The sequence below is a fragment of the Phenylobacterium sp. genome, assembly GCF_031181185.1.
Taxonomy (GTDB): Bacteria; Pseudomonadota; Alphaproteobacteria; order Caulobacterales; family Caulobacteraceae; genus Phenylobacterium.
Genome location: NZ_JAPSKZ010000015.1, coordinates 1 through 21,224 on the forward strand (window position 1 = coordinate 1; position 21,224 = coordinate 21,224).

Consider the following 21,224-nt stretch of genomic DNA (forward strand, 5'->3'; position numbering starts at 1 on the left):
GAACCGGCACGTCGCCGACGCCGGGCACTTGCCGCAGGGCGTTCGTGTACTCCCGCTGGAACAGGCCGCCGATGGCCAGCGACTCGCCGCCCTTCAGCTCCACGGTGGTCTTGGTCTCGCGGGTGATCAGGCCTGGCACGGTCAGGCCCAGCACCCGCAGGGAGTTGGTGAAGTCCAGCTGGCTCACCTTGGGCTCGACCTCGAGCCGGATCAGGCCGTTGTCGAGGACCACGGGCGTGAACGCGAGTTCGACCCCGTACTTCCGGAACTGGAGGCTGATGAGGTCGTCCCGCTGCGGCACCGGGTAGGGGAATTCGCCGCCCGCGTGGAACGTCGCCTTCTGACCGGGGATCGCGACGAGGTTCGGACGCGCCAGGGTCCGGACGACGCCCTTTTCCTCCAGCGCCGTCAGCGCCACGTCGATGCTGGTGCTGCCCGAGCCGCCGCTGACGACCAGGGCGCCGGCCGGCGCGATGGATCCGATCAGGCCCGTACCCGAGGCGAAGCCCCAGGAGTTGTTCCCGACCGCGAGTTCCACGCCCATGTCCTGCAGGGCCGAGCGGCTCGCCTCCAGGACGCGGACTTCCAGGACGACCTGCTGCGAAGCGCGCACGCTGACGCGCGAGATCAGGCCCTCGGGGGCGTAGCGCCGCGCGATCGCCTCGGCCTTGTACTGGACGCCGGTGTCCGAGACGTCGCCCGTCAGCATCAGGGCCTCGCCCAGGTTGCGCACGCGCAGCGGCTCGTTCGGGAAGGCCGCGGCCAGATCCTGCTGCAGGCCCTCGGCGTCGTAGCCGACGCGAATGTCCAGGACCTCCTGCAGCCGCCCGCCGGGGCCGTAGACCAGCATGTTGGTCGAGCCGAACTCCAGGCCCTGGACGTAGAAGCTGCGGTCGGAAGTGGAGGTCACCTTGGCGACCTCCGGCTGGGCCACGACGATGCGCGACGCCGGCCGCTCGAGGCGGAACGACAGAGACTTGTCGCGCGGCACGTGGATCGAGCGGCGCAGGGCGGATTCGCTGCGCAGCTCTTCGGCCGGCGCGATCGAGGGCGCGGCCGCCGCGAGGGCGAAGGCGCAGGCGAAGGCGCCGAGAAGGGTGCGGGTCATGAGCATGGGGGACTCGGGAACTCTCAGGTCGCGGCCGGCTGCGCGGCGGACGTTGCGACGGTTTCGGCGCGCCGGGGTTTGCGGTCGCGCTTCACGGCCTCGCCTTCGACGATCAGGATGCCCGCGGGCGCCGCCGCGCGGACGGGGCCGCCCCCGCCGCTGGACGTGCGGGCGGGCCGGCCGCCGCCCACCAGGAAATCCCCGGTGCGCAAGGGGCTGGCGTCGGCCACTTCGGCCTCGCCATTGCGGCGAAGCGCCAGCGAGAGGTTGCCCAGGGTGGCCGCGATCGACAGCTTCTGGGACTCCTCGACCGACACCTCGATGGTCACGGTGTTGGGCGAGGCCGGCTTCTGTGAGGTGGGGTCGGCGTTCAGGTCGATGCCCAGCACGCGGGCGTTCTGGACGACGACGTAGGAGATGTAGTTGCGGTCGTGGCCGGTCGGCGTCAGGTCGCGGACCAGCACCACGTCGACGCGGTCCCCCGGCAGGGCGTGTCCGCCGACGCCCGTCGCGTCGCTGACCTTCAGGGTGTAGGCGCGCATGCCTTCGGCCACCTCGGCCGAAACGGTCGGGCGCGAACCCGGACCCGAGATCCGGGTCGGCAGCACAGGCTCGCGGGCGGCGATGGGGGCGAGCGCCACTGGCGGCCCGCCCTTGTCGGCGGCCAGCACCTGCTCCAGCGTCGCGAACGCGCCTTCGGGGGCCAGGTTGGCGGGCGCGCGGACGATGGTCAGCATGCCGGGCTCGAGCTTGTCGCCGTACTTGATCGCACGCGAGGCCACGACGACGGGCACCCCGTCTTCCTTGGGCGCGGTGGCGCTGCGGGCGGCGCCGGCGCCGGGCAGGACGGTCTTGGCGACGACCAGGGCTCCGAGGCCCAGCACGGCCGAAGCCGCAAGGCTCACGATGGTGACGACGCGCATCCGCTTCCGCTCACGACTTGCAAGATTTCTCTTTCGGATCGTGAGGTTAACGGCGGCCGGCTTGCGATATCCCCAACAAACGCGGTGAACGGCCGCTAAGCATTTTGAACAAGGTCGCTAGCCCGACGTAGCGACAGGCGGCTACCGTCGCGGCCGCTTCTCGGGAGATCGGCGATGCATCTGCGGCGGCTGGGGAACTCAGGCCTGAAGGTTAGCGAGGTAGGCCTGGGCTGCAACAACTTCGGCATGCGCATCGACCAGGCGGCGAGCCAGGCCGTCGTCGACGCCGCCCTGGACGCCGGGATCAACTTCTTCGACACCGCCGACATCTACGGCGGCACGAAGTCGGAGGTGTTCCTCGGCCAGGCGCTCGGCAAGCGCCGCGCCGAGGTCGTCGTCGCCACCAAGTTCGGCATGACGGTCGGCGGCGACGCGCGGAAGACCGGCGGCTCGCGCCGCTGGATCATGCAGGCGGTCGAGGACAGCCTGCGCCGGCTGGGGACCGACTGGATCGACCTCTACCAGTTCCACCAGCCCGACCCGGACACGCCCGTCGACGAGACCCTGCGTGCGCTGGACGACCTCGTCCGCCAGGGCAAGGTGCGCTACCTCGGCAACTCCAACTTCACCGGCTGGCAGATCGCCGATGCGGACTGGATCGCGCGCACGGAGGGGCTGAACCGCTTCGTCTCGGCCCAGAACGAGCTCTCGCTGCTGAACCGGAAGTCGATGTTCGAGGTGCTGCCGGCCTGCGAGCGCTTCGGGCTCGGGTTCCTGCCGTACTTCCCACTGGCGTCGGGGCTGCTGTCCGGCAAGTACCGCCGGGGCGAGGCGCCGCCGGCCGACACGCGGCTGGCCGCCTGGGGCGAACGCGGCCAGCGGGCGCTCACCGACCACAACTTCGACAAGGTCGAGGCCCTGACCGCCTGGGCGCAGGCCCGGGGCCGGACGATCCTGGATCTCGCCTTCGCCTGGCTCCTGGCCCAGGCGCCGGTCGCCTCGGTGATCGCCGGGGCCACCCGGCCGGAGCAGGTGGCCGCCAATGCCGCCGCCGCCGACTGGCGGCTGACGGCCGAAGAGGTCGCCGAAGTCACCAAGCTGGCGGCCTGACGATGTACGATCTTCTGAAAGGCCTCCGCGTCGTCGAAGGCGCTGCGTTCGTGGCGGCGCCGACCTGCGGCCTCTACCTCGCCCAGATGGGCGCCGAGGTGATCCGGTTCGACAACATCGGCGGCGGCCCCGACTTCCGCCGCTGGCCGCTCGCCGACAATGGCGCCAGCCTCTACTGGGAAGGCCTGAACAAGGGGAAGAAGTCGGTCGCGATCGACCTGACCAGCCCGCAGGGCCGCGAGCTTGCCCAGCGGCTGGCGGCGGCGCCCAATGGACCGGCGGGCGAGGACGGCGGGCTGTTCGTCACCAACTTTCCGGTGGACGGCTTCCTCTCGTACGAAACCCTGTCGAAGCTCCGCCCGGACCTGATCTGCGTGCGCGTGATGGGCTGGGCCGACGGCTCTCAGGGCATGGACTACACGATCAACGCGGCGCTCGGCCTGCCGCAGATGACCGGGCCCGCCGACGACCCTCGCCCGGTCAACCATGTGCTCGCAGCCTGGGACCTGCTGACCGGCGCCTACTGCGCCTTCACGCTGGTGTCCGCCCTGCTCGCCCGCCACCGCACCGGCCAGGGCCGCGAGATCCGCGCGCCGCTCTCCGATATCGCCGCGGCCACCATGGCCAACCTCGGCTTCAGCGCCGAGACCCGGCTCCAGGGTCATCAGCGGCCGCGCATGGGCAACGACATCTTCGGCGCCTTCGGCCGCGACTTCACGACCCGGGACGGCAAGACCCTGATGCTGCTGGCGATCACGCCCAAGCAGTGGTCGAAGGCGCTCGACGTGCTGGACCTGAAGGCGGCGGTGGCGGCGCTGGAGGCCGAACTGGGCGTCTCGTTCGCGGTGGACGAGGGCGTGCGGTTCACCCATCGCGCCCGGCTCTATCCGCTGTTCGAGCGCGCCTTCGCCAGCAAGACCCTGGCCGAACTCGCGCCGGCCTTCGACGCCGGCGGCGTAACCTGGGGGACCTACCAGCCGCTGGAGGCGGCGCTCGAGGATCCCCGCCTTTTCAAGGGCAATCCGGTCTTTCAGGACATCGTCCAGCCCAGCGGCCTGACCTATCCGGCGCCCGGGGCTGCGGCCACCATCCCGCAGGACGAGCGCCAGCCTGTCACGCCGGCGCCCAAACTCGGGCAACACACGGACGAAGTCCTCGCCGAGGTGCTGGGCCTGCCGCCGTCCGAGATCGCCCGGCTGCACGACCTGGGCGTGGTGGCCTAGGCGGAGGTCAGTTTCACCAGCGTCGCCCCTTCGGCGACCTGGCCGCCGAGGGTGACGGACACCTCCTCGACGACCCCGTCGAACGGCGCCGCGAGCGCGTGTTCCATCTTCATGGCTTCCAGCACCACCAGGGCCTGACCCTTGGCCACGGCGTCGCCGGTCTTCACCGACAGCTGGGTGACCTTCCCGGGCATGGGGGCGCGGATCGTCCCGTCGCCGGCCGCGCCGCCGTCGCCCTCGGCGGTCGGCGGATGGTCCTTGAAGACGAAGGCCTCGCCGCCTTCGAAGACGACGATGTCGCCGTCGTCGGTGACCAGCACAGAACGGTCCGGCGCGTCGGTCTGGCTCTCGCAGACCACCGCCCTGCCGTTCGCGAACAGGCGCACGCCGGCTTCAGGCTCACGGTTCAGCCGGAAGCCGAACAGGCCCTTCCAGGGATCGTCGGCCTCGCCTTCCTCAAGCGTCAGGGTCGCCGCATCCGCCGCCGCCGACCGCGCGGCGGGCGAGGGCTCAGGCGTCTGCGTTAGCGCGTCCAGCCGCCGCTCGATGAAGCCGGTGTCGACGTCGCCTGCGATGAAGTCCGGCTCTTCCAGGCAGCGCACCAGGAACCCGGCGTTGGTCTTGACCGGCCAGACCTCGACGCCGTCGCAGGCCTGGGCCAGCTCGGCGATGGCCTCCTCGCGCGTCGCGGCATGGGCGATCAGCTTGGCGACCATCGGGTCGTAGAAGGGCGTGACCTCGCCGCCTTCCGCGACGCCGGCATCGACGCGCAGCGTCTCGGGGATGCGGAAGTGGTCCAGGCGGCCCGTCGACGGCAGGAAGCCCGACGCCGGGTTCTCCGCGTAGAGCCGCGCCTCGACGGCGTGGCCGGAGAGCGTGATCTGGTCCTGCGTCAGCGGCAGCGGCTCGCCTTGCGCGACGCGGATCTGCCATTCCACGAGATCGAGGCCGGTGACCATCTCGGTGACGGGATGCTCCACCTGCAGGCGGGTGTTCATCTCCATGAACCAGATCCGGTCGGGCTTCAGGCCCTCGGACGCGTCGGCGATGAACTCCACGGTGCCGGCGCCGACATAGCCCACGGCCTGAGCGGCCCGAACAGCCGCGGCGGTGACGGCGGCGCGAGCCTCCTCCGACATGCCGGGCGCGGGCGCCTCCTCGATCACTTTCTGGTGGCGGCGCTGCAGCGAGCAGTCGCGCTCGTAGAGGTGGACGACATTGCCGTGGCTGTCGCCGAACACCTGCACCTCGATGTGACGCGGGCGGGTGACATAGGTTTCCAGCAGCACGCGGTCGTCGCCGAAGCTGGCGGCCGCCTCGCGCTTGGCCGCGGCGAGGGCGGCTTCGAAGTCCTCCGCCCGCTCGACCTTGCGCATGCCCTTGCCGCCGCCGCCGGCCACGGCCTTGATCAGCACCGGATAGCCGATGCGGTCGGCCTGGGCCTTCAGCGTGGCTTCGGCCTGGTCCTCGCCCAGGTAGCCCGGCGTCACCGGCACGCCGGCCTTGGCCATCAGCGCCTTGGCGGCGTCCTTCAGGCCCATGGCGCGGATCGCGCTGGGCGGCGGGCCGATCCAGGTCAGGCCGGCCTTGGCGACAGCTTCGGCGAACTCGGCGTTCTCGGAGAGGAAGCCATAGCCCGGGTGGATGGCGTCGGCGCCGGCCTCCTTGGCCGCGCGGATGATCTTCTCGCCCACCAGGTAGCTCTCGCGGGCTGCGGCCGGGCCGATGTGCACGGCGATGTCCGCGTCATGCACATGGGCCGCGTCCGCGTCGGCGTCCGAGAACACGGCGACGGTCTCGATCCCCAGGCGACGCGCCGTGGCGAACACCCGCCGCGCGATCTCGCCGCGGTTGGCGACCAGGATGGAGGAAATCTGCTTCGTCTTCGCCATGGTCACATCCGGAAGACGCCGAAGCGGGTCTCGGGGATCGGGGCGTTCAGCGCCGCCGAGATGGAAAGGCCCAGCACGTCGCGGGTCTGGGCGGGGTCGATGACGCCGTCGTCCCAGAGGCGGGCGGTGGCGTAGTAGGGATTGCCCTCGTCCTCGTATTTCTGGCGGACCGGGGCCTTGAAGGCTTCCTCTTCTGCGGGCGTCCACTTGCCGGCGTCGCGGTGCACGGTGGCGAGCACGCTGGCCGCCTGCTCGCCGCCCATGACCGAGATGCGGCTGTTGGGCCAGGTCCACAGGAAGCGGGGAGAATAGGCCCGGCCGCACATGCCGTAGTTGCCGGCCCCGAACGAGCCGCCGATCAGAACGGTGAACTTCGGGACCTCGACGCTCGCCACCGCCGTCACCAGCTTGGCCCCGTCCTTGGCGATGCCCCCGGCCTCGTAGCGGCCGCCGACCATGAAGCCCGAGATGTTCTGCAGGAAGATCAGGGGAATCTTCCGCTTGGCCGCCAGCTCGATGAAGTGGGCGCCCTTCAGCGCGCTTTCCGAGAACAGCACGCCGTTGTTGGCCAGGATCGCCACCGGGAAGCCCCAGATGCGGGCGAAGCCGCAGACCAGCGTCGTGCCGTACAGCGCCTTGAACTCGTCGAACTTCGAGCCATCGACGATGCGCGCGATCACCTCGCGCACGTCGTAGGGCGCGCGCACGTCGGTGGGGACGATGCCGTACAGCTCTTCCGGGTCGTAGGCGGGCGGCTCGGGGTCGGCGAGGGTGAGTTCGACGCGCTTCGTCGTGTTCAGGTTCGCGACGATGTTGCGCACGATCGACAGGGCGTGCTCGTCGTCCTGGGCCACGTGGTCCACCACGCCCGAGCGGCGGCCGTGGGTGTCGGCGCCGCCGAGCTCTTCCGCGCTGATCACCTCGCCGGTCGCCGCCTTCACCAGCGGCGGGCCGCCCAGGAAGATCGTGCCCTGGTTGCGGACGATCACGGTCTCGTCCGACATAGCCGGGACGTAGGCGCCACCGGCGGTGCACGAGCCCATGACGCAGGCGATCTGGGCGATGCCGTCGGCGCTCATCCGCGCCTGGTTGTAGAAGATGCGCCCGAAGTGGTCGCGGTCGGGGAACACCTCGGCCTGGTGCGGCAGGTTCGCGCCGCCCGAGTCGACCAGATAGACGCAGGGCAGGCGGTTCTGGAGCGCGATTTCCTGGGCCCGCAGGTGCTTCTTCACGGTCAGGGGATAGTAGGCGCCGCCCTTCACCGTCGCGTCGTTGGCGACGATCATCACCTCGCGGCCCGAAACGCGGCCGATGCCGGTGATCACGCCCGCGGCCGGGGCCTCGTCGCCGTACATCCCGAAGGCGGCGAGCCCGCCCACCTCCAGGAACGGCGAGCCCGGATCCAGCAGGCGCATCACCCGATCACGGGGCAGCAGCTTGCCGCGGCTCTCGTGACGCCTGCGGCTGTCCTCAGACCCGCCCAGGGCGGCGGTCGCGGTGCGCTGGCGCAGCTCGTCGACCAGCCCCAGGTTCACGCGGGCGTTGGCGGCGAACGCCTCTGACGCCGGATCGACGGCGGTGGAAAGCTTCCTCATGCGGAGGTCTTTTCGTCCCTCTTCCTCGGCTCGTGTTGTCGGGCGCCGGGCGAAGTTCTGCAAGCACGGCGTCGCTTGTGGCGAACTCTTTCGACGAAACGGTCGCGCGTCGCAGGATCGTTCCAGCATTCGGCGGTCTTGGCGCAATGTTGTTGTCGCGCGGGCGGCGATCCGAGCCGCTAGGCTGACGCCGGGGAGCCGTGGCAGAGATGCGGGCCGTGACCCAGGACACCTTCCCAGAGATCCGCGAGGCCGTGCGCAAGCTGTGCGCCCGCTTCCCCGGTGCCTACTGGCGCGAGCTGGACCGCGAGCGCGCCTATCCCACCGAGTTCGTCCGCGCCCTCACCGAAGCGGGCTTCCTCTCGGTGCTGATCCCCGAGGAGTACGGCGGCTCGGGCCTCGGCCTGAAGGCCGCGGTGGCGATCCTTGAGGAAATCCACCGCGCGGGCTGCAACGGCGCGGCCTGCCACGCTCAGATGTACGTCATGGGCACGCTGCTGAAACACGGCAGCGAGGCGCAAAAGGAGGCGTATCTGCCGAAGGTCGCCTCTGGCGAACTGCGCCTGCAGGCCTTCGGCGTCACCGAGCCGGACGCCGGCACCGACACCACCCGCATCACCACCTTCGCGAGGAAGGCGGGCGACAAATACGTCGTGTCCGGCCGCAAGATCTGGATCAGCCGCGCCGAACACTCGGACCTGATGGTCCTGCTGTGCCGCACCACCCCGCGGGACCAGGCCAAGAAGCCCTCCGACGGCATGAGCGTGCTGCTGGTCGACCTGCGCCAAGCGGTGGGGAACGGTCTCACCATCCGCCCCGTGCGGACCATGCTGAACCACGCCACCACCGAACTCTTCTTCGAGGACCTGGAGGTCCCGGCCGAGAACCTGATCGGCCGGGAGGGCCAAGGCTTCCGCTACATCCTCGACGGCATGAACGCCGAGCGCATCCTGATCGCCGCCGAGTGCCTGGGCGACGCGCGCTTCTTCATCGACCGCGCCAGCCAGTACGCCAAGGAGCGTCAGGTCTTCGGCCGCCCGATCGGCGAGAACCAGGGCGTCCAGTTCCCGCTCGCCCGCGCCTACGTCCAGATGACGAGCGCTTCGCTGATGGTCGACCACGCCGCCAGCCTGTTCGAGGCCGGCGAGCCCTGCGGCACGGAAGCCAACATGGCCAAGCTGACCGCCTCCGAGGCGTCCTGGTTCGCCGCCGACATGTGCCTGCAGACCCACGGCGGCTTCGGCTTCGCCGAGGAGTACGACATCGAACGCAAGTTCCGGGAGACGCGCCTCTATCAGGTGGCGCCGATCTCTACGAACCTCATCCTCAGCCACGTGGCGACCCACGTGCTGGGCCAACCCAAGAGCTTCTGATGGCTTACGAGACGATCAAGGTCGAAGAGGCGTCGCCAGGCGTCACGATCATCGCCTTCAACCGGCCTGACGCGGCGAACGCCCTTTCCACCCAGATGGGCCGCGAGCTGCTCGACGCCTGGAGCGGCCTCGCCAATGACGCGGCCCTCAGGTGCGTCATCCTGCGAGGCGAGGGCAGGCACTTCCAGGCGGGCGCCGACCTGAAGGAACGCAACGGCATGACCGACGAGGCCTGGGCCGAACAGCACCGTCTGTTCGAGGCCATGATCCGGGCCCAGCTCGCCTGTCCGGTTCCGGTGATCGCCGCCGTGCACGGCGCGGCCATGGGCGGCGGCTGCGAGATGACGCTCGCCTGCGACTTCGCCTATGCGGCGGAGGGCGCCCGGTTCGGCCTTCCGGAAGCGGGCCTGGGCATCCTGCCGGGCCTCGGCGGCACCCAGCTCCTGACCCGGGCCGTGGGCCCCCGGCGGGCCATCGAGCTCCTGACCACGGCGCAGCCCTTTACCGCTGAGCAGGCCTTGGAGTGGGGCCTCGTCAGCGCCGTCGTCCCGGCCGACCAGCTGCTGCCGCGTGTGCTGGACGTGGCCGGCGTCATCGCGTCGAAGGCGCCGCTCTCGGTCCGCGGCGCCAAGCGCGTCGTCCACGAGGGTCAGGACCTGGATCTCGCCCGAGCCATGAACCTGGAGCTCGAGGTCTACAACAAGCTCTTCACCACCGCCGACCGCCGCGAGGGCGTGGCCGCCTTCAACGAGAAGCGCACGCCGAAGTTCGAAGGGCGCTGAGCGCTGGCGCTCGGCCTGAGTCTCGGCCTACGGTCCTTCCCATGAGGATGCCCGCGCCGGAGCCCGCGCTTCTCGCCCGCAAGGCCGAGATCGTCCGCGCGTTGAAGCGCATCGTGCCGGGCGAGGGCGTCGTCTCCGAGCCCGAGGCGCTGGTCCCGTTCGAGTCGGACGGTCTCTCGGCCTACCGCCAGACGCCGCTCGCCGTCGTGCTGCCCGAGACGACGGCGCAGGTGTCCGAGATCCTGAAGTGGTGCTCGGCCGAGGGGGTGAAGGTGGTGCCCCGCGGCGCCGGCACCTCGTTGTCCGGCGGGGCGCTGCCGCTCGCCGACGGCGTCGTGCTGGGCATGGCCAAGTTCAACCGTGTGCTCGAGGTCGATTACGAGAACCGCTGCGCGGTCGTTCAGCCGGGCGTGACCAACCTCGCCGTGACCCAGGCCGTCGACGCCGAGGGCTTCTATTACGCGCCCGATCCGTCCAGCCAGATCGCCTGCACCATCGGCGGCAATGTGGCCGAGAACTCGGGCGGGGTGCACTGCCTGAAGTACGGCCTGACCACCAACAACCTGCTGGGCTGCGAACTGGTCCTGATGAACGGCGAGATCGTCCGTCTGGGCGGCAAGGCCATGGACGCGGCGGGCTACGACCTCCTGGGCGTCGTGACCGGCTCGGAAGGCCTGTTGGGCGTCGTCACCGAGGTCACCGTGCGCATCCTGCCCCGACCCGAGACGGCCCAGGCGCTGCTGCTGGGGTTCCCGTCCGTGGACGCCGCCGCCGCGACCGTAGGCGACATCATCGCCGCCGGCGTGATCCCGGCCGGGCTCGAGATGATGGACAACCCAGCGATCCGCGCCGCCGAAGCCTTCGTCGGCGCGGGCTATCCCGTCGACGCCGCGGCCCTGCTGATCTGCGAGCTGGACGGGCCCGAGGCCGAGTGCGCCGAGCTCGCCGGCCATGTCCGGGCGCTGGCGACCGCGCGCGGCGCTGACTTCGTGCGCGTCTCCCACTCCGAGGCCGAGCGGCTGGCGTTCTGGGCCGGCCGTAAGGCCGCGTTTCCGGCCGTGGGCCGCATCGCACCCGACTACTTCTGCATGGACGGCACGATCCCCCGCCGGAAGCTGCCGCAGGTGCTGTCCGCCATCCACCAGATGGCCCAGAGCTTCGGCCTTGGCGTGGCCAACGTCTTCCACGCGGGCGACGGCAACCTGCACCCGCTGATCCTCTACGACGCCGACCAGCCGGGCCAGCTGGAGCGCGCCGAGGCGTTCGGCGCCGAGATCCTCAAGCTGTGCGTCGCCGTCGGCGGCGTGCTGACGGGCGAGCACGGCGTCGGCGTCGAGAAGCGAGACCTGATGGGCGAGATGTTCGATCCCACCGACCTCGCCTGCCAGCAGCGGGTGAAGTGCGCCTTCGATCCCGGCCTCCTGCTCAATCCCGGCAAGGTGTTCCCGACCCTGCACCGTTGCGCCGAGCTCGGCCGCATGCACGTGCACAAGGGGAAGGTCGCCTTCCCCGAGCTGCCGAGGTTCTGATGCTGGCGGCCGCCATCCCCGCCCGCTTGCCGACCTCGGCCGAGGAGGTGCAGGCCATGGTCGCGGAGACCGCCGCCCACGGCCGGCGCGTCGAGGTGGTGGGCGGCGGCACCAAGCGCGCCGTCGGCGCGATCCAGGCCGACGTGACCCTGTCGCTGGCGGGCCTGGACAAGGTGATCGACTACGCGCCCGACGAACTGGTGCTGACCGCGCAGGCCGGGGCCCGTCTCGCCGACCTTGAGCGGCTGGTCGCCTCGGAGGGCCAGATGCTGGCGTTCGAGCCGCCGCGCTGGACGCGCCTGCTGCGCAGCGCGGGCGAGCCCACCATCGGCGGGGCGTTGGCCGCCAACCTCTCGGGTCCCCGGCGGGTCCGGGCCGGCGCGGCCCGCGACCACTTCCTGGGCTTCTCGGCCGTCTCGGGTCGCAGCGAGGTGTTCAAGGCCGGCGGCAAGGTCGTGAAGAACGTCACCGGCTATGACCTGATGAAGCTGATGGCCGGCTCCTGGGGCACGCTGGCCGTGCTCACCGAGGTGACGATCAAGGTGCTGCCGGCGCCCCGCACCGAGACCACCCTGCTGCTGTTCGGCCTCGCCGACGCCGCCGGCTGCCAGGCGATGGCCCAGGCGCTGAATGGCCCCTTCGAGGTGACGGGCGCGGCCCACCTGCCGCCGTTCGCCGCCCAGGCCGAGTTGTCGGTCACCGCGCTGCGGCTGGACGGCTTCGAGGGCTCGGTCGCCGCCCGCGCCGAGCGGCTCGCCCAGCGGCTGCGCGGCTTCGGCGTGGTCCAGCGCCTCGATGCGGAGCACTCCCGGGAGTTCTGGACGCAGGTGCGCGAGGTCGACGCCTTCGCCGGCGATCCGCGGCCGCTGTGGCGCCTGTCGGTCCCGCCCGCCGCCGGCTGGCGGGTCGCGGCCGAGCTGCCGGGCGAGGCGCTCTACGACTGGGGCGGCGGCCTGGTCTGGCTCCTGACCGAGGCCGAGGCTCCGGCCGTGCGCGCGGTCGCCGAACGGCTGGGCGGCCATGCCATGCGCCTGCGCGGGTCGGGTCCGGCGTTCGCGCCCCTGGCCGGGCCGCTCGCGGCGCTGAACGCCCGGGTCAAGGCCGCCTTCGATCCGCTGGAAATCCTCAACCCCGGGCGGCTGGCCTCATGAACGCGATCCTGCCGCAAGACCCCCGCGCCGAGATCCGCCGCTGCGTGCACTGCGGCTTCTGCACGGCGACGTGCCCGACCTACGTCCTGCTGGGCGACGAGCGCGACAGCCCGCGCGGCCGCATCGAGCTGATCCGGGCGATGCTGGCCAGCGACCAGCCGCCGACGAAGGCGACGGTCACCCACATCGACCGCTGCCTGTCCTGTCTGTCGTGCGTCTCGACCTGTCCGTCCGGCGTCGACTACGGGAAGCTGATCGACCACGCCCGCGCCCATGTGGAGGCGACCTACCGCCGCCCCTGGCCCGAACGGCTGCTGCGCGCGGCGATCCCGGCGGTGCTGACACGGCCTTGGCGGCTGTCGCTGGCCTTGAGGCTGGGCCGACTGGCCAGGCCGCTCGAGGGGCTGCTGCCGGCCGAGCTGAAGGCCATGCGGCGGCTGGCGCCGGCCAGGCCCGGCTGCCGCGCGAAGCCAGGCGTCGTACCCTCGCAGGCAGGCCGTCGCGGCCGGGTCGCCCTGCTACAGGGCTGCGTCGAACCGGCATTGGCCGCGCATGTCCGCGAGGCCGCCGTGCGGCTGCTCACCCGAGCTGGCTTCGAGGTGGTCTTTGCCGAGGGGGAAGGCTGCTGTGGCGCGATCTCCGAGCACCTGGGCCGCGCCGACGAGGCCCGCGGCTTCGCCCGCGGCAACGTGGCGGCCTGGAACCAGGCCGGCGAACTGACCGCCATCGTCACCACGGCCGCGGGCTGTGGGACCATGATCAAGGCCTATGGCGAGAAGCTGGGCGCCGAGGGGGTGGGCGCCGCGGCCAAGGCCCGCGACATCCTGGAGTTCCTGGCCGAGGTCGGCCTTCCGCCGGTGACGAAGGCGCCCGGCATGGCCGTGGCCTACCACGCCGCCTGCTCGCTGCAGCACGGCCAGCAGGTGAAGACCGCGCCGCCCGTCCTGCTGGCCCAGGCCGGCTTCGAGGTTCGCGCCGTGCCCGAGGGCCACCTCTGCTGCGGCTCGGCCGGGACCTACAACATCCTGCAGCCGGAACTCGCCACGCGCCTACGTGACCGCAAGGCCGCGAACATTGCGCGCACCGGCGCCGAGGTCCTTGCGGCGGGCAACGTCGGTTGCATGGCCCAGCTTTCGCCAGCCCTGGAGATGCCGGTCGTGCACCCGGTCGAGTTGCTGGACTGGGCGACGGGCGGCCCCCGACCGCCCGCGCTCACGCCCGACGCGCCGTTCCGGCCGCGGGCGGCTTTGGTGCAGACCGGTTAGGCCTGGCCGTACAGGATCAAGGTGCTGAGGTCGGGCAGGCGGACGTCGCGATAGAGGCGGGCGCTGATGGGCAGGCGGTCGGTGCGGCTCACCTGCCGAACCCGGCGCCGCACGGGCTTGCGGAAGCTTTGCATGTGACACTCCGAGAATAGTGACGCCGGGGAATGGCCGGGCTCGCCACCCGGTTCCGCTTGTCGGCTCACGATCCCGCGAGGCCGTTCAGCGCACATCGTGGTGGATGGTCTGGGCGACGACCGGCCGTCGCGGAGGACGAAGCTGTCCGCCCCACGACAGGACCTGGCGCGGTTCTGCGCGGTGGGGTGGAACCGGCGGTCTGCGGGGCGGCGCCACTGAACAAGCGTGGCCGTTCGCGCGTTCAGGCCCCAATGGCGGCGCAACGCACCAGTGAGGAGAGCTACGCCCGCGGCCTGGCTCGGGCCGCCGCGGGAGCCGTGCTCTTCGGCCTGCCCCTGATGATGACGATGGAGATGTGGCAGTTCGGCTTCCACATGGATCGGCTCAGGCTCGCGCTGTTCCTCGCCGTCATCGCACTTACGGTCTTCGGCCTCGCGCGCTTCGCCGGCTTCCGCGACGACACCGACTTCGCCGACGATCTCCTCGACGCCTTCGCCGCCCTGGCCGTGGGGTTCGTCGTCTCGGCGGTGATGCTGGCGCTGTTCGGACTGCTGACGCCCGCCGCCGGGCCCCGTGAGGCGGTCGGGATGATCGCGGTCCAGGCGGCCCCCGCAAGCTTCGGCGCCGTTCTCGCCAACAAGCAGCTGGGTGGCCGCGGCGAAGGCCAGCAGAAGGAGGATCGCGCGGGCTATCTGGGCCAGCTGTTCCTGATGGGCGCGGGCGCCCTCTTCTTCGCCTTCAACGTCGCGCCCACCGAGGAGATGATCCTGATCGGCTTCAAGATGACGCCATGGCACGCCCTGGCGCTCGTGGCGGTCTCCCTGGCTGGCCTGCACGCCTTGGTCTTCGCCGTCGGGTTCGCAGGTCAGGAGGCGCAGGAGCATCCATTGTCGGCCTTCCTCCACTTCACCTTGGCCGGGTACGGCGTGGCCCTCCTGGTCAGCCTCTATTGCCTGTGGACCTTCGGCCGGCTGGACGCGCCGCTCAGCGACGCGGTGCGCTCGGTGGTGGTGCTGGGCTTCCCCGCGGCGCTTGGCGCGGCCGTCGCCCGGCTGGTGGTCTGACATGGCGCCCCGCCGAAAGCCGGCCCCCAAGCCTGGTCTCGTTCAGCGGACTCCAATCGCGGAGTGGGTGGCCGCGGCCCTGGGCCTTGCGCTTACCGCGGCGGTGATCGGCTATTCGCTGTGGGAAGGCCTGGCAGGCGACGACGGTCCCCCGGCGCTGAAGGTCGAAGCCTGGCCGCCCGAGGCGGTCGCCGGAGGTCATGTGGTGCCCCTCGTCGTGCGCAACGACAGCCATGCGACGGCCGCGGCGGTCGAGGTCCGGGGCGTGCTGGAGCAGGGCGGCGTCGCGATTGAGGAACGCCGGGCGGTCTTCGCCTACGTCCCCGGCGGCGGAGAGGCGCGCGGCGGCCTCGTGTTCGAACGCGATCCGCGGGCGTACGCCTTGCGGGTCGCAGCCGAAGGCTACGAAGAGCCTTAAGCCGGCTCCGGCTCCACCATCTTGAACGTGTCCCGCAGGTAGGTGACGAACCTGGGGCTCACGCCTTCTCCGGCCAGGTAGCCGGCGCTCACCGGCGCGGGCACGGGGGTGAAGGCGGGGTCGCGGGCGCGCTCGGGGAAGTCGTGGTGCAGGATGGCCGCGCGCCCGATCAGGACGTAGTCGGCGCCCTTGTCCAGCATCTCGGCGGCGATCGCGGGCGTGGTGATCTTGCCGGCGACGCCCAGCTTCACCTCGCCGCGCGGCAGCTCGGTGAAGTAGCTCATCAGTGAGCGGCCCTTGAACGCCTCCTCGACCGGCTCCTTGAAGACGTCCCACAGCGACATGTCGAGGTAGTCGATGCGCCCGTCGCGTAACACCTCGGCCGCCACGTCGACGATCTCGGCCAGTCGCAGGCCGAACCGCTCGGGCGACAGCCGCAGGCCCAGCTGGAAGTCCGCGCCCGTGCGGTGACGGACGCCGTCGATCAGCTCGAAGAGGATGCGGGCGCGGTTCTCGAGACTTCCGCCGTAGCGGTCCTCCCGGCGGTTGATCTCCGGCGAGAGGAACTGGGCCAGGATGTAGCCGTGGGCGCCGTGCAGCTCGACCCCCTCGAAGCCGGCCTTCTCGGCCCGGACCGCCGCGGCCACGAAGTCCTCGACCAGCTGCTCGACCTCGGCGGTGGTCAGGCCGCGGGCGCCGGTCTCCGGGTCGTCAGAGGCGGACACGGGCTGGCCCACCAGGTCCTTGGGCGAGCGGTTGCCCGCGTGGTGTAGCTGCACCGACGAGCGGCTGCCGGTCGCGTTGATGGCCGCGGCGAGCCGGGTCAGGCCCTCCAGGTGCTCGTCCCCGAAGACGCCCAGCTGGCCAGGGAAGCCCTGGCCCTGCCGCTGGACGTGGGCCGCGCAGGTCATGGTCAGGCCGAAGCCGCCTTCGGCCCGCATGGTCAGCCAGTGGAACTCTTCGTCCGAGAGGCGCCCGTCTGGGTGGCTCTGGCAGTTGGTCAGCGGCGCCAGCATGAAGCGGTTCTTCAGCGGCTTGCCGTGCTTCAGCGGCAGAGGGTCGAACAGGCTGATCTCGGCCAAGGTGGGTCTCCGGTGCGAGGGCCGCCACCTAGCAGCCTGCCCCAGCGTCCGCGCAAGCCAGTGAATCTGCACGGCCTTTCAGGGTTTGCGACTAGCGCATCTCCGCGATCCACTGACGGATCAGCGCCAGGCCCTCGGCGTGGGTCACGGAACGGCCCAGCTCGGGCATCATCACGCCGGGCTCTTCCGAGGCCATGCGGTGGACCAGGATCGAGGCCTCGGGCCGACCGGGCGCGATGGCGACCTCCAGCCCGCCTGAGCCGCGGCCGGCGGCCACCGGCCGCTTGCCGACGCCCAAGGCCACCGGGTTCGTCTCCTCCCACTGGAGGAAGAGACCGCTGTTCGACGCGATGGCCTGCGGGTGGTGGCAGTGCGCGCAGTTGGCGTCGAGATAGGCCCGGGCCCGCGCCGCCACCGGCTCGGCGGGCTCGTCCCAACGGGCGATCCGCGGCGCCGTGGCGGGCTGCGGCGCGCCCGTCAGCAGGCCGCTCTTCGTCCACTGGGCGAGCTGGTTCTCGCGGCCGCTCGCATAGGCGAAGTCGCCGTTCAGGTTGCGCGCCTTGGGCCCCAGCGGGACCAGCGCCTTGTCCAGCTGGTGGCACTCCTTGCACTGGTTCTGGTTCGGCACGGCGTAGTCGATGGTCTTCGATCGCCCCTGGACGTCCGTCACCTCGACGTTCATGCGCGCGCCGGCGCGCTTCAGCACCGCCTCCGTCTGCTCGGCGTTCCAGACATAGGCCAGCGCCTTCCAGCCGTCGGCCTGGCGGATCAGCAGGCGCGTCTCCAGCGAGCGGACGTTCTCGGTCGGACGCCGCAGGTCAGCCGGATAGGCGAAGGTCTTCACCAGCACCGTCCCGACGGGGAAGTCGAAGGCGCCTTCGGCCCGGTACGCCGCGCGCTTGCCGGGCGGCAGGCCCACGAAGCGGAACTTCTCCGCGTAGTCGCTGAACAGCGGCGTGTTCAGGGCGTACGGGGTCAGGCCCGCCCCGGCCGCGCGGCCGCCGTCGGTCAGCGGCAGGCGGTAGTCCGACAGCCTGGGCGCCGGCGTCTCGTCCAGCAGCCGCGCGAAGTCCGGCCCGGCGGGCGCGCCGCCGAGGCAGAGGAGGGCGGCGAGCCCGGCCGCAAGCTTCGCAAGTCTAGGCGCCAAGGTCCGCCTGTCGCTTGGGCAGCACCACGGGGGCGGGCTCGGGCAGGGCCACGTCGCGGCCGATCGCCGGCTCGACCTTGGGTTTCGCCTTCGCCAGTTCGCCGGGGGCCGGCAGGTTGAGGTTCATCACCGGTCCGTCGACCAGCCGCACCTTCGCAGGGGCGCTGCCGTTCCAGGTCGCCACGCCGTCCCACATCACGGGCGGCAGCGACCCGCCGCTCAGCATGGCCAGCAGCTTGCCGCCGTCGAACTTGGGATCCCAGCCGTTCTTGCCCAGCTTGTTGTCGCGGACGACCACGTCCCGCGGCAGCGGATTGTAGCTCTTGTCGTCGAACTTCTGGACGTAGGAGACCAGCATCACCGCCGCCGACTGGTTGCCGTCGATCTCGTTCTCGAAGACGTGGATGTTGCGGTTGGCCATCACCATGACGCCGGTGCCGGTCGGCACGCTGGCGACGATGTTGCCCTTGGGCGCGAAGTTGGCGGTGTCGTTCCGGACGACCTTGTTGCGGAACACCCGGGTGGAGTGCCCGCCCATCTGCGGCAGGTTCGGCAGGTCGAACACCAGGATGCCGCCGGTGTTGCGCGTCGCCACGTTGTCGAAGACGTCGGCGTTGTACGAGTTCTCGATCTCGATGCCGGCGACGTTGAACTCGGCCCGGCTGCGCTTCACCACGATGTTCTTCGACTGGCCGACATAGATGCCGGCGTCCGACGCGCCCCGCACCACCACGCGGTCGATCAGGACGTTGGTCGAGCTCACCGGATAGACGCCGTAGGCGCCGTTCTTCTCGTTCGGGCCGCCGGTCCATTCGACGCGGACGTTCACGAAGCTGATCTCGTCGGCGCCCTTGGCCTTGATCCCGTCGCCGCGGGTGTCCTCGATCCCGAAGTCGCGCACCGTCACCCGGTCGGAGGTGATCAGCAGGCCCTCGCCCGCGCCTTTCTGGCCCTTGAACGACAGCACGGTGGCGTCGGGCCCGGCGCCCTTCACCGTGACGTTGTCGACGTCGAGCGACAGGCCGTCGGTCAGCTCGAACCGTCCGGCGCCGAGCTGCACCAGGTCGCCGGGCTTGGCGTCGAGCAGGGCGGTCTGCAGCCGCTCCTGGGCGTCGGGGCCGGCGGCCACGGAAATGGTCTTGGCCTCGGCCGTCCCGGCCAGAAGCGCGATCGCCGCCGCGGCGGCCATGAGCCGGATCATCCCGGACCTCCCTTCGTCTCGCCGGCGTCGTGACGCGCCGTTCAACTTTGGAGGTGACGCGGTTCTGCGAGCCGACGCAAGCCCTCAGGCGGTCGCCGCGCTCTTCGCCACATAGGCGTCGATCTCGGCCACGTGGCGGGCGACCGCCTCGGGGCCCAGGAAGGCGCCGGTGAAGCTGTTCTTGGCCAGGGTCACCAGCTCGTCTCGGGTGAGGCCGATGGCGTCGGCCGTCTCGGTCCAGTTCTGGGCCAGGTAGCCGCCGAAGTAAGCCGGGTCGTCCGAGTTGATCGTCGCCTTCAGCCCCAGCGCCAGCATCCGCTTCAGGGGGTGCTGCTTGAGATCGTTCACGACGCACAGCTTGAGGTTCGACAGCGGGCAGACGGTCAGCGTCATTCCTTCCGCCACCAGCCGCCGCACCAGGGCCTCGTCCTCCAGCGCCCGGTTGCCGTGGTCGATGCGATGGACGCCCAGCACGTCCAGCGCTTCCCAGACATACTCGGGCGGGCCTTCCTCGCCCGCGTGCGCCACCAGCTTCAGGCCCCGCTCGCGGGCCGCCTTGAACACACCTGCGAACTTCGACGGCGGATGGCCCACTTCCGAGGAGTCGAGGCCTACGCCGAGGATGCGGTCCAGGTAGGGCTCGGCCGCCTTCAGGGTCGCGAAGGCCGCGTCCTCGTCCAGGTGGCGCAGGAAGCAGAGGATCAGGCTCGAGCTGATGCCGAAATCCCGCTCGGCCTCGGCCATGCCGGCCATCAGCCCGTCGGCGACGACCTGGAACGGCACGCCCCGGTCGGTGTGGGTCTGGGGGTCGAAGAACAGCTCCACGTGCCGGGCGCCGTCCGCCGCCACCCGCCGGAAATAGGCCAGGCCCAGGTCGCGGAAGTCCTCCTCCGTCCGGAGCACGTTCGCGCCCTGATAGTAGATGTCGAGGAAGTCCTGCAGGTTCGAGAAGGCGTAGGCGGCGCGCACCTCCTCCACCGACTTGAACGGCAGATCCACGCGGTTGCGCCTGGCGAACTCGAACATCTGCTCGGGCTCGAGGCTGCCCTCGATGTGCAGGTGGAGCTCGGCCTTCGGCAGGCCCCGGATGAAGTCGGCGAGCGAGGTCATGGCCAAAGCATCGCCCCTCCTGCGGCCGGGTCAAGGGCGACGGAGCCCGAAACCCTTGTCCCGCTGGGGACGTTCGCCTGCGCATGGACCTGGACCGTCTGCCCGGGCTGGTGCTGTTCGCGATCGGCCGCACGCCCGTGACGCTGGGCGGCGTCGTCGCCGGCCTCGCCGTCATCTTCGTCGGGTTCGTCGTCGCCCGCCTCGCGGGCGCCGGGCTGCGGCGGCTGCGGGGTCGGGCGCGTCACGGGGCGGCGGCGCTCTATATCGTCGAGAAGCTGGTCACCTATGGCGTCGTCCTGCTGGCGCTGGTCGCCGGCCTGTCGACCGTGGGCCTCAACCTGTCGTCGCTCGCGGTCTTCGCCGGCGCCGTAGGCGTCGGCGTGGGCCTCGGCCTGCAGGGCATCGTCAAGGAGTTCGTCTCGGGCCTAGTCCTGGTCTTCGACCGCTCGCTGGGCGTCGGCGACTTCGTGGAGCTCGAGGACGGCAAGCGTGGCGTGGTCCAGGAGGTGGGCCCGCGCGCCGTGCGCATCCGCACCAACGACAACATCGACCTGATGATCCCGAACTCGAAGTTCATCGAGGGGCCGGTGGTCAACTGGACCCTGCACGGCCACACGCGCCGCATCCACGTCCCGTTCTCGGTGGGCTACGGCTGCGACCGGGAAAAGGTCCGCGACGTGGTGTTGGAGGCGGCCCGCAGCGTCCCCTTCACCGTGCCCGAAACCGAGACCCAGAAGAGCCAGGTCTGGCTGACGGGCTTCGGCGACTCGGGCCTGAACTTCGAGCTGGTCGTCTGGCCCACGCTGGACGCCGTGAAGCGCCCGGGCGCCATGCATGCGGCCTACACCTGGGCCATCGCCGAAGCGCTCGAGCGCGCGGGCATCGAGATCCCGTTCCCGCAGATGGACGTCCGCCTGCGCAGCCTGTTCGGCCAGGAAGGCGAAGCCGCGCGGCGGGCGCTGCGTCTGGACGAGCCCGAGCCCGCGGGCGAGGAACCGAAGCCCGCGCCGCCAACGATCAACGACGCCGCCGACGACCTGGCCCGTCCCTTCGCGGATCCGGAGGGCGACGAGGGGCCGATCTACCCGGAGCCCAAGGCGTCATGAGCCCGCGGAC

Annotated in this window: 19 protein-coding genes; 10 read left to right on the forward strand and 9 right to left on the reverse strand. The window is 71.0% G+C overall.

Annotated elements, in window-relative coordinates:
* Positions 1-1,108: type II and III secretion system protein family protein (locus RIF93_RS03140; protein ID WP_309088362.1), on the reverse strand; the 1,108-nt coding region annotated here is incomplete at its 3' end.
* Between the two features lie 23 nt (positions 1,109-1,131).
* On the reverse strand, positions 1,132-2,031 hold the full coding sequence (gene cpaB / locus RIF93_RS03145; protein WP_309088364.1) for a Flp pilus assembly protein CpaB: 900 nt from the start codon (positions 2,029-2,031) through the stop codon (positions 1,132-1,134).
* A 174-nt stretch (positions 2,032-2,205) separates the two neighbouring features.
* Between cpaB and RIF93_RS03150 the strand changes: the two genes are divergently transcribed.
* Both RIF93_RS03150 and RIF93_RS03155 read left to right on the forward strand, forming a co-directional pair.
* Positions 2,206-3,141 carry an aldo/keto reductase gene (locus tag RIF93_RS03150; protein ID WP_309088366.1) on the forward strand — a complete coding sequence of 312 codons (936 nt, stop codon included), beginning with the start codon at positions 2,206-2,208 and terminating at the stop codon, positions 3,139-3,141.
* Positions 3,142-3,143: 2 nt separating this feature from the next.
* Positions 3,144-4,364, forward strand: a complete 1,221-nt coding sequence (locus tag RIF93_RS03155; RefSeq protein ID WP_309088368.1) for a CoA transferase — start codon at positions 3,144-3,146, stop codon at positions 4,362-4,364.
* Here the strand turns inward: RIF93_RS03155 and RIF93_RS03160 are convergent.
* Positions 4,361-6,256, reverse strand: a complete 1,896-nt coding sequence (locus RIF93_RS03160) for an acetyl/propionyl/methylcrotonyl-CoA carboxylase subunit alpha (RefSeq protein WP_309088370.1) — start codon at positions 6,254-6,256, stop codon at positions 4,361-4,363. The two genes, RIF93_RS03155 and RIF93_RS03160, sit on opposite strands and share 4 nt — an antisense overlap.
* A 2-nt stretch (positions 6,257-6,258) precedes the next feature.
* A complete protein-coding gene (locus tag RIF93_RS03165) occupies positions 6,259-7,851 on the reverse strand; it encodes a carboxyl transferase domain-containing protein (protein WP_309088372.1) in 1,593 nt (530 codons plus the stop codon).
* Between the two features lie 209 nt (positions 7,852-8,060).
* Between RIF93_RS03165 and RIF93_RS03170 the strand changes: the two genes are divergently transcribed.
* The 5 genes from RIF93_RS03170 to glcF are packed head-to-tail and all read left to right on the forward strand — an operon-like array spanning position 8,061 to position 13,951.
* Positions 8,061-9,224, forward strand: a complete 1,164-nt coding sequence (locus RIF93_RS03170; protein ID WP_309088374.1) for an acyl-CoA dehydrogenase family protein — start codon at positions 8,061-8,063, stop codon at positions 9,222-9,224.
* Positions 9,224-10,006 (forward strand): enoyl-CoA hydratase-related protein, encoded by a 783-nt coding sequence (locus tag RIF93_RS03175; RefSeq protein ID WP_309088376.1) that lies wholly within the window; start codon positions 9,224-9,226, stop codon positions 10,004-10,006. Before RIF93_RS03170 ends, RIF93_RS03175 begins: the two co-directional genes overlap by 1 nt.
* A gap of 47 nt (positions 10,007-10,053) precedes the next feature.
* Positions 10,054-11,535 carry an FAD-linked oxidase C-terminal domain-containing protein gene (locus RIF93_RS03180; protein WP_309088378.1) on the forward strand — a complete coding sequence of 494 codons (1,482 nt, stop codon included), beginning with the start codon at positions 10,054-10,056 and terminating at the stop codon, positions 11,533-11,535.
* Positions 11,535-12,686: a glycolate oxidase subunit GlcE gene (gene glcE / locus RIF93_RS03185; RefSeq protein WP_309088380.1), complete on the forward strand. Its 1,152-nt coding sequence runs from the start codon at positions 11,535-11,537 to the stop codon at positions 12,684-12,686. The genes RIF93_RS03180 and glcE overlap by 1 nt, the downstream gene beginning before the upstream one ends.
* Positions 12,683-13,951, forward strand: coding sequence for a glycolate oxidase subunit GlcF (gene glcF, locus RIF93_RS03190; RefSeq protein WP_309088382.1), 1,269 nt, complete (start codon positions 12,683-12,685; stop codon positions 13,949-13,951). Before glcE ends, glcF begins: the two co-directional genes overlap by 4 nt.
* Here glcF and RIF93_RS03195 read toward each other — a convergent pair.
* Positions 13,948-14,085, reverse strand: a complete 138-nt coding sequence (locus tag RIF93_RS03195; protein ID WP_309088384.1) for a hypothetical protein — start codon at positions 14,083-14,085, stop codon at positions 13,948-13,950. The two genes, glcF and RIF93_RS03195, sit on opposite strands and share 4 nt — an antisense overlap.
* 252 nt (positions 14,086-14,337) lie before the next feature.
* Here RIF93_RS03195 and RIF93_RS03200 point away from each other — a divergent pair, with 252 nt between their 5' ends.
* A complete protein-coding gene (locus RIF93_RS03200) occupies positions 14,338-15,150 on the forward strand; it encodes a TIGR02587 family membrane protein (RefSeq protein ID WP_309088385.1) in 813 nt (270 codons plus the stop codon).
* Positions 15,151-15,217: 67 nt separating this feature from the next.
* Entirely contained in the window at positions 15,218-15,568 is a 351-nt protein-coding gene (locus RIF93_RS03205; RefSeq protein WP_309088387.1) for a hypothetical protein, read from the forward strand.
* On the opposite strand, the gene RIF93_RS03210 is transcribed toward RIF93_RS03205, so the two are convergent.
* From RIF93_RS03210 to RIF93_RS03225, 4 genes are all read right to left on the reverse strand, one after another.
* Positions 15,565-16,650, reverse strand: a complete 1,086-nt coding sequence (locus tag RIF93_RS03210) for an NADH:flavin oxidoreductase (protein ID WP_309088389.1) — start codon at positions 16,648-16,650, stop codon at positions 15,565-15,567. The two genes, RIF93_RS03205 and RIF93_RS03210, sit on opposite strands and share 4 nt — an antisense overlap.
* Before the next feature lie 91 nt (positions 16,651-16,741).
* Positions 16,742-17,797: an SO2930 family diheme c-type cytochrome gene (locus tag RIF93_RS03215; RefSeq protein ID WP_309088391.1), complete on the reverse strand. Its 1,056-nt coding sequence runs from the start codon at positions 17,795-17,797 to the stop codon at positions 16,742-16,744.
* Positions 17,787-18,998 (reverse strand): parallel beta-helix domain-containing protein, encoded by a 1,212-nt coding sequence (locus RIF93_RS03220; protein WP_309088393.1) that lies wholly within the window; start codon positions 18,996-18,998, stop codon positions 17,787-17,789. Before RIF93_RS03220 ends, RIF93_RS03215 begins: the two co-directional genes overlap by 11 nt.
* Before the next feature lie 84 nt (positions 18,999-19,082).
* Positions 19,083-20,108 (reverse strand): adenosine deaminase, encoded by a 1,026-nt coding sequence (locus RIF93_RS03225; RefSeq protein WP_309088395.1) that lies wholly within the window; start codon positions 20,106-20,108, stop codon positions 19,083-19,085.
* A gap of 83 nt (positions 20,109-20,191) precedes the next feature.
* Between RIF93_RS03225 and RIF93_RS03230 the strand changes: the two genes are divergently transcribed.
* Positions 20,192-21,214 (forward strand): mechanosensitive ion channel domain-containing protein, encoded by a 1,023-nt coding sequence (locus tag RIF93_RS03230; RefSeq protein ID WP_309088397.1) that lies wholly within the window; start codon positions 20,192-20,194, stop codon positions 21,212-21,214.
* Positions 21,215-21,224: the final 10 nt, after the last annotated feature.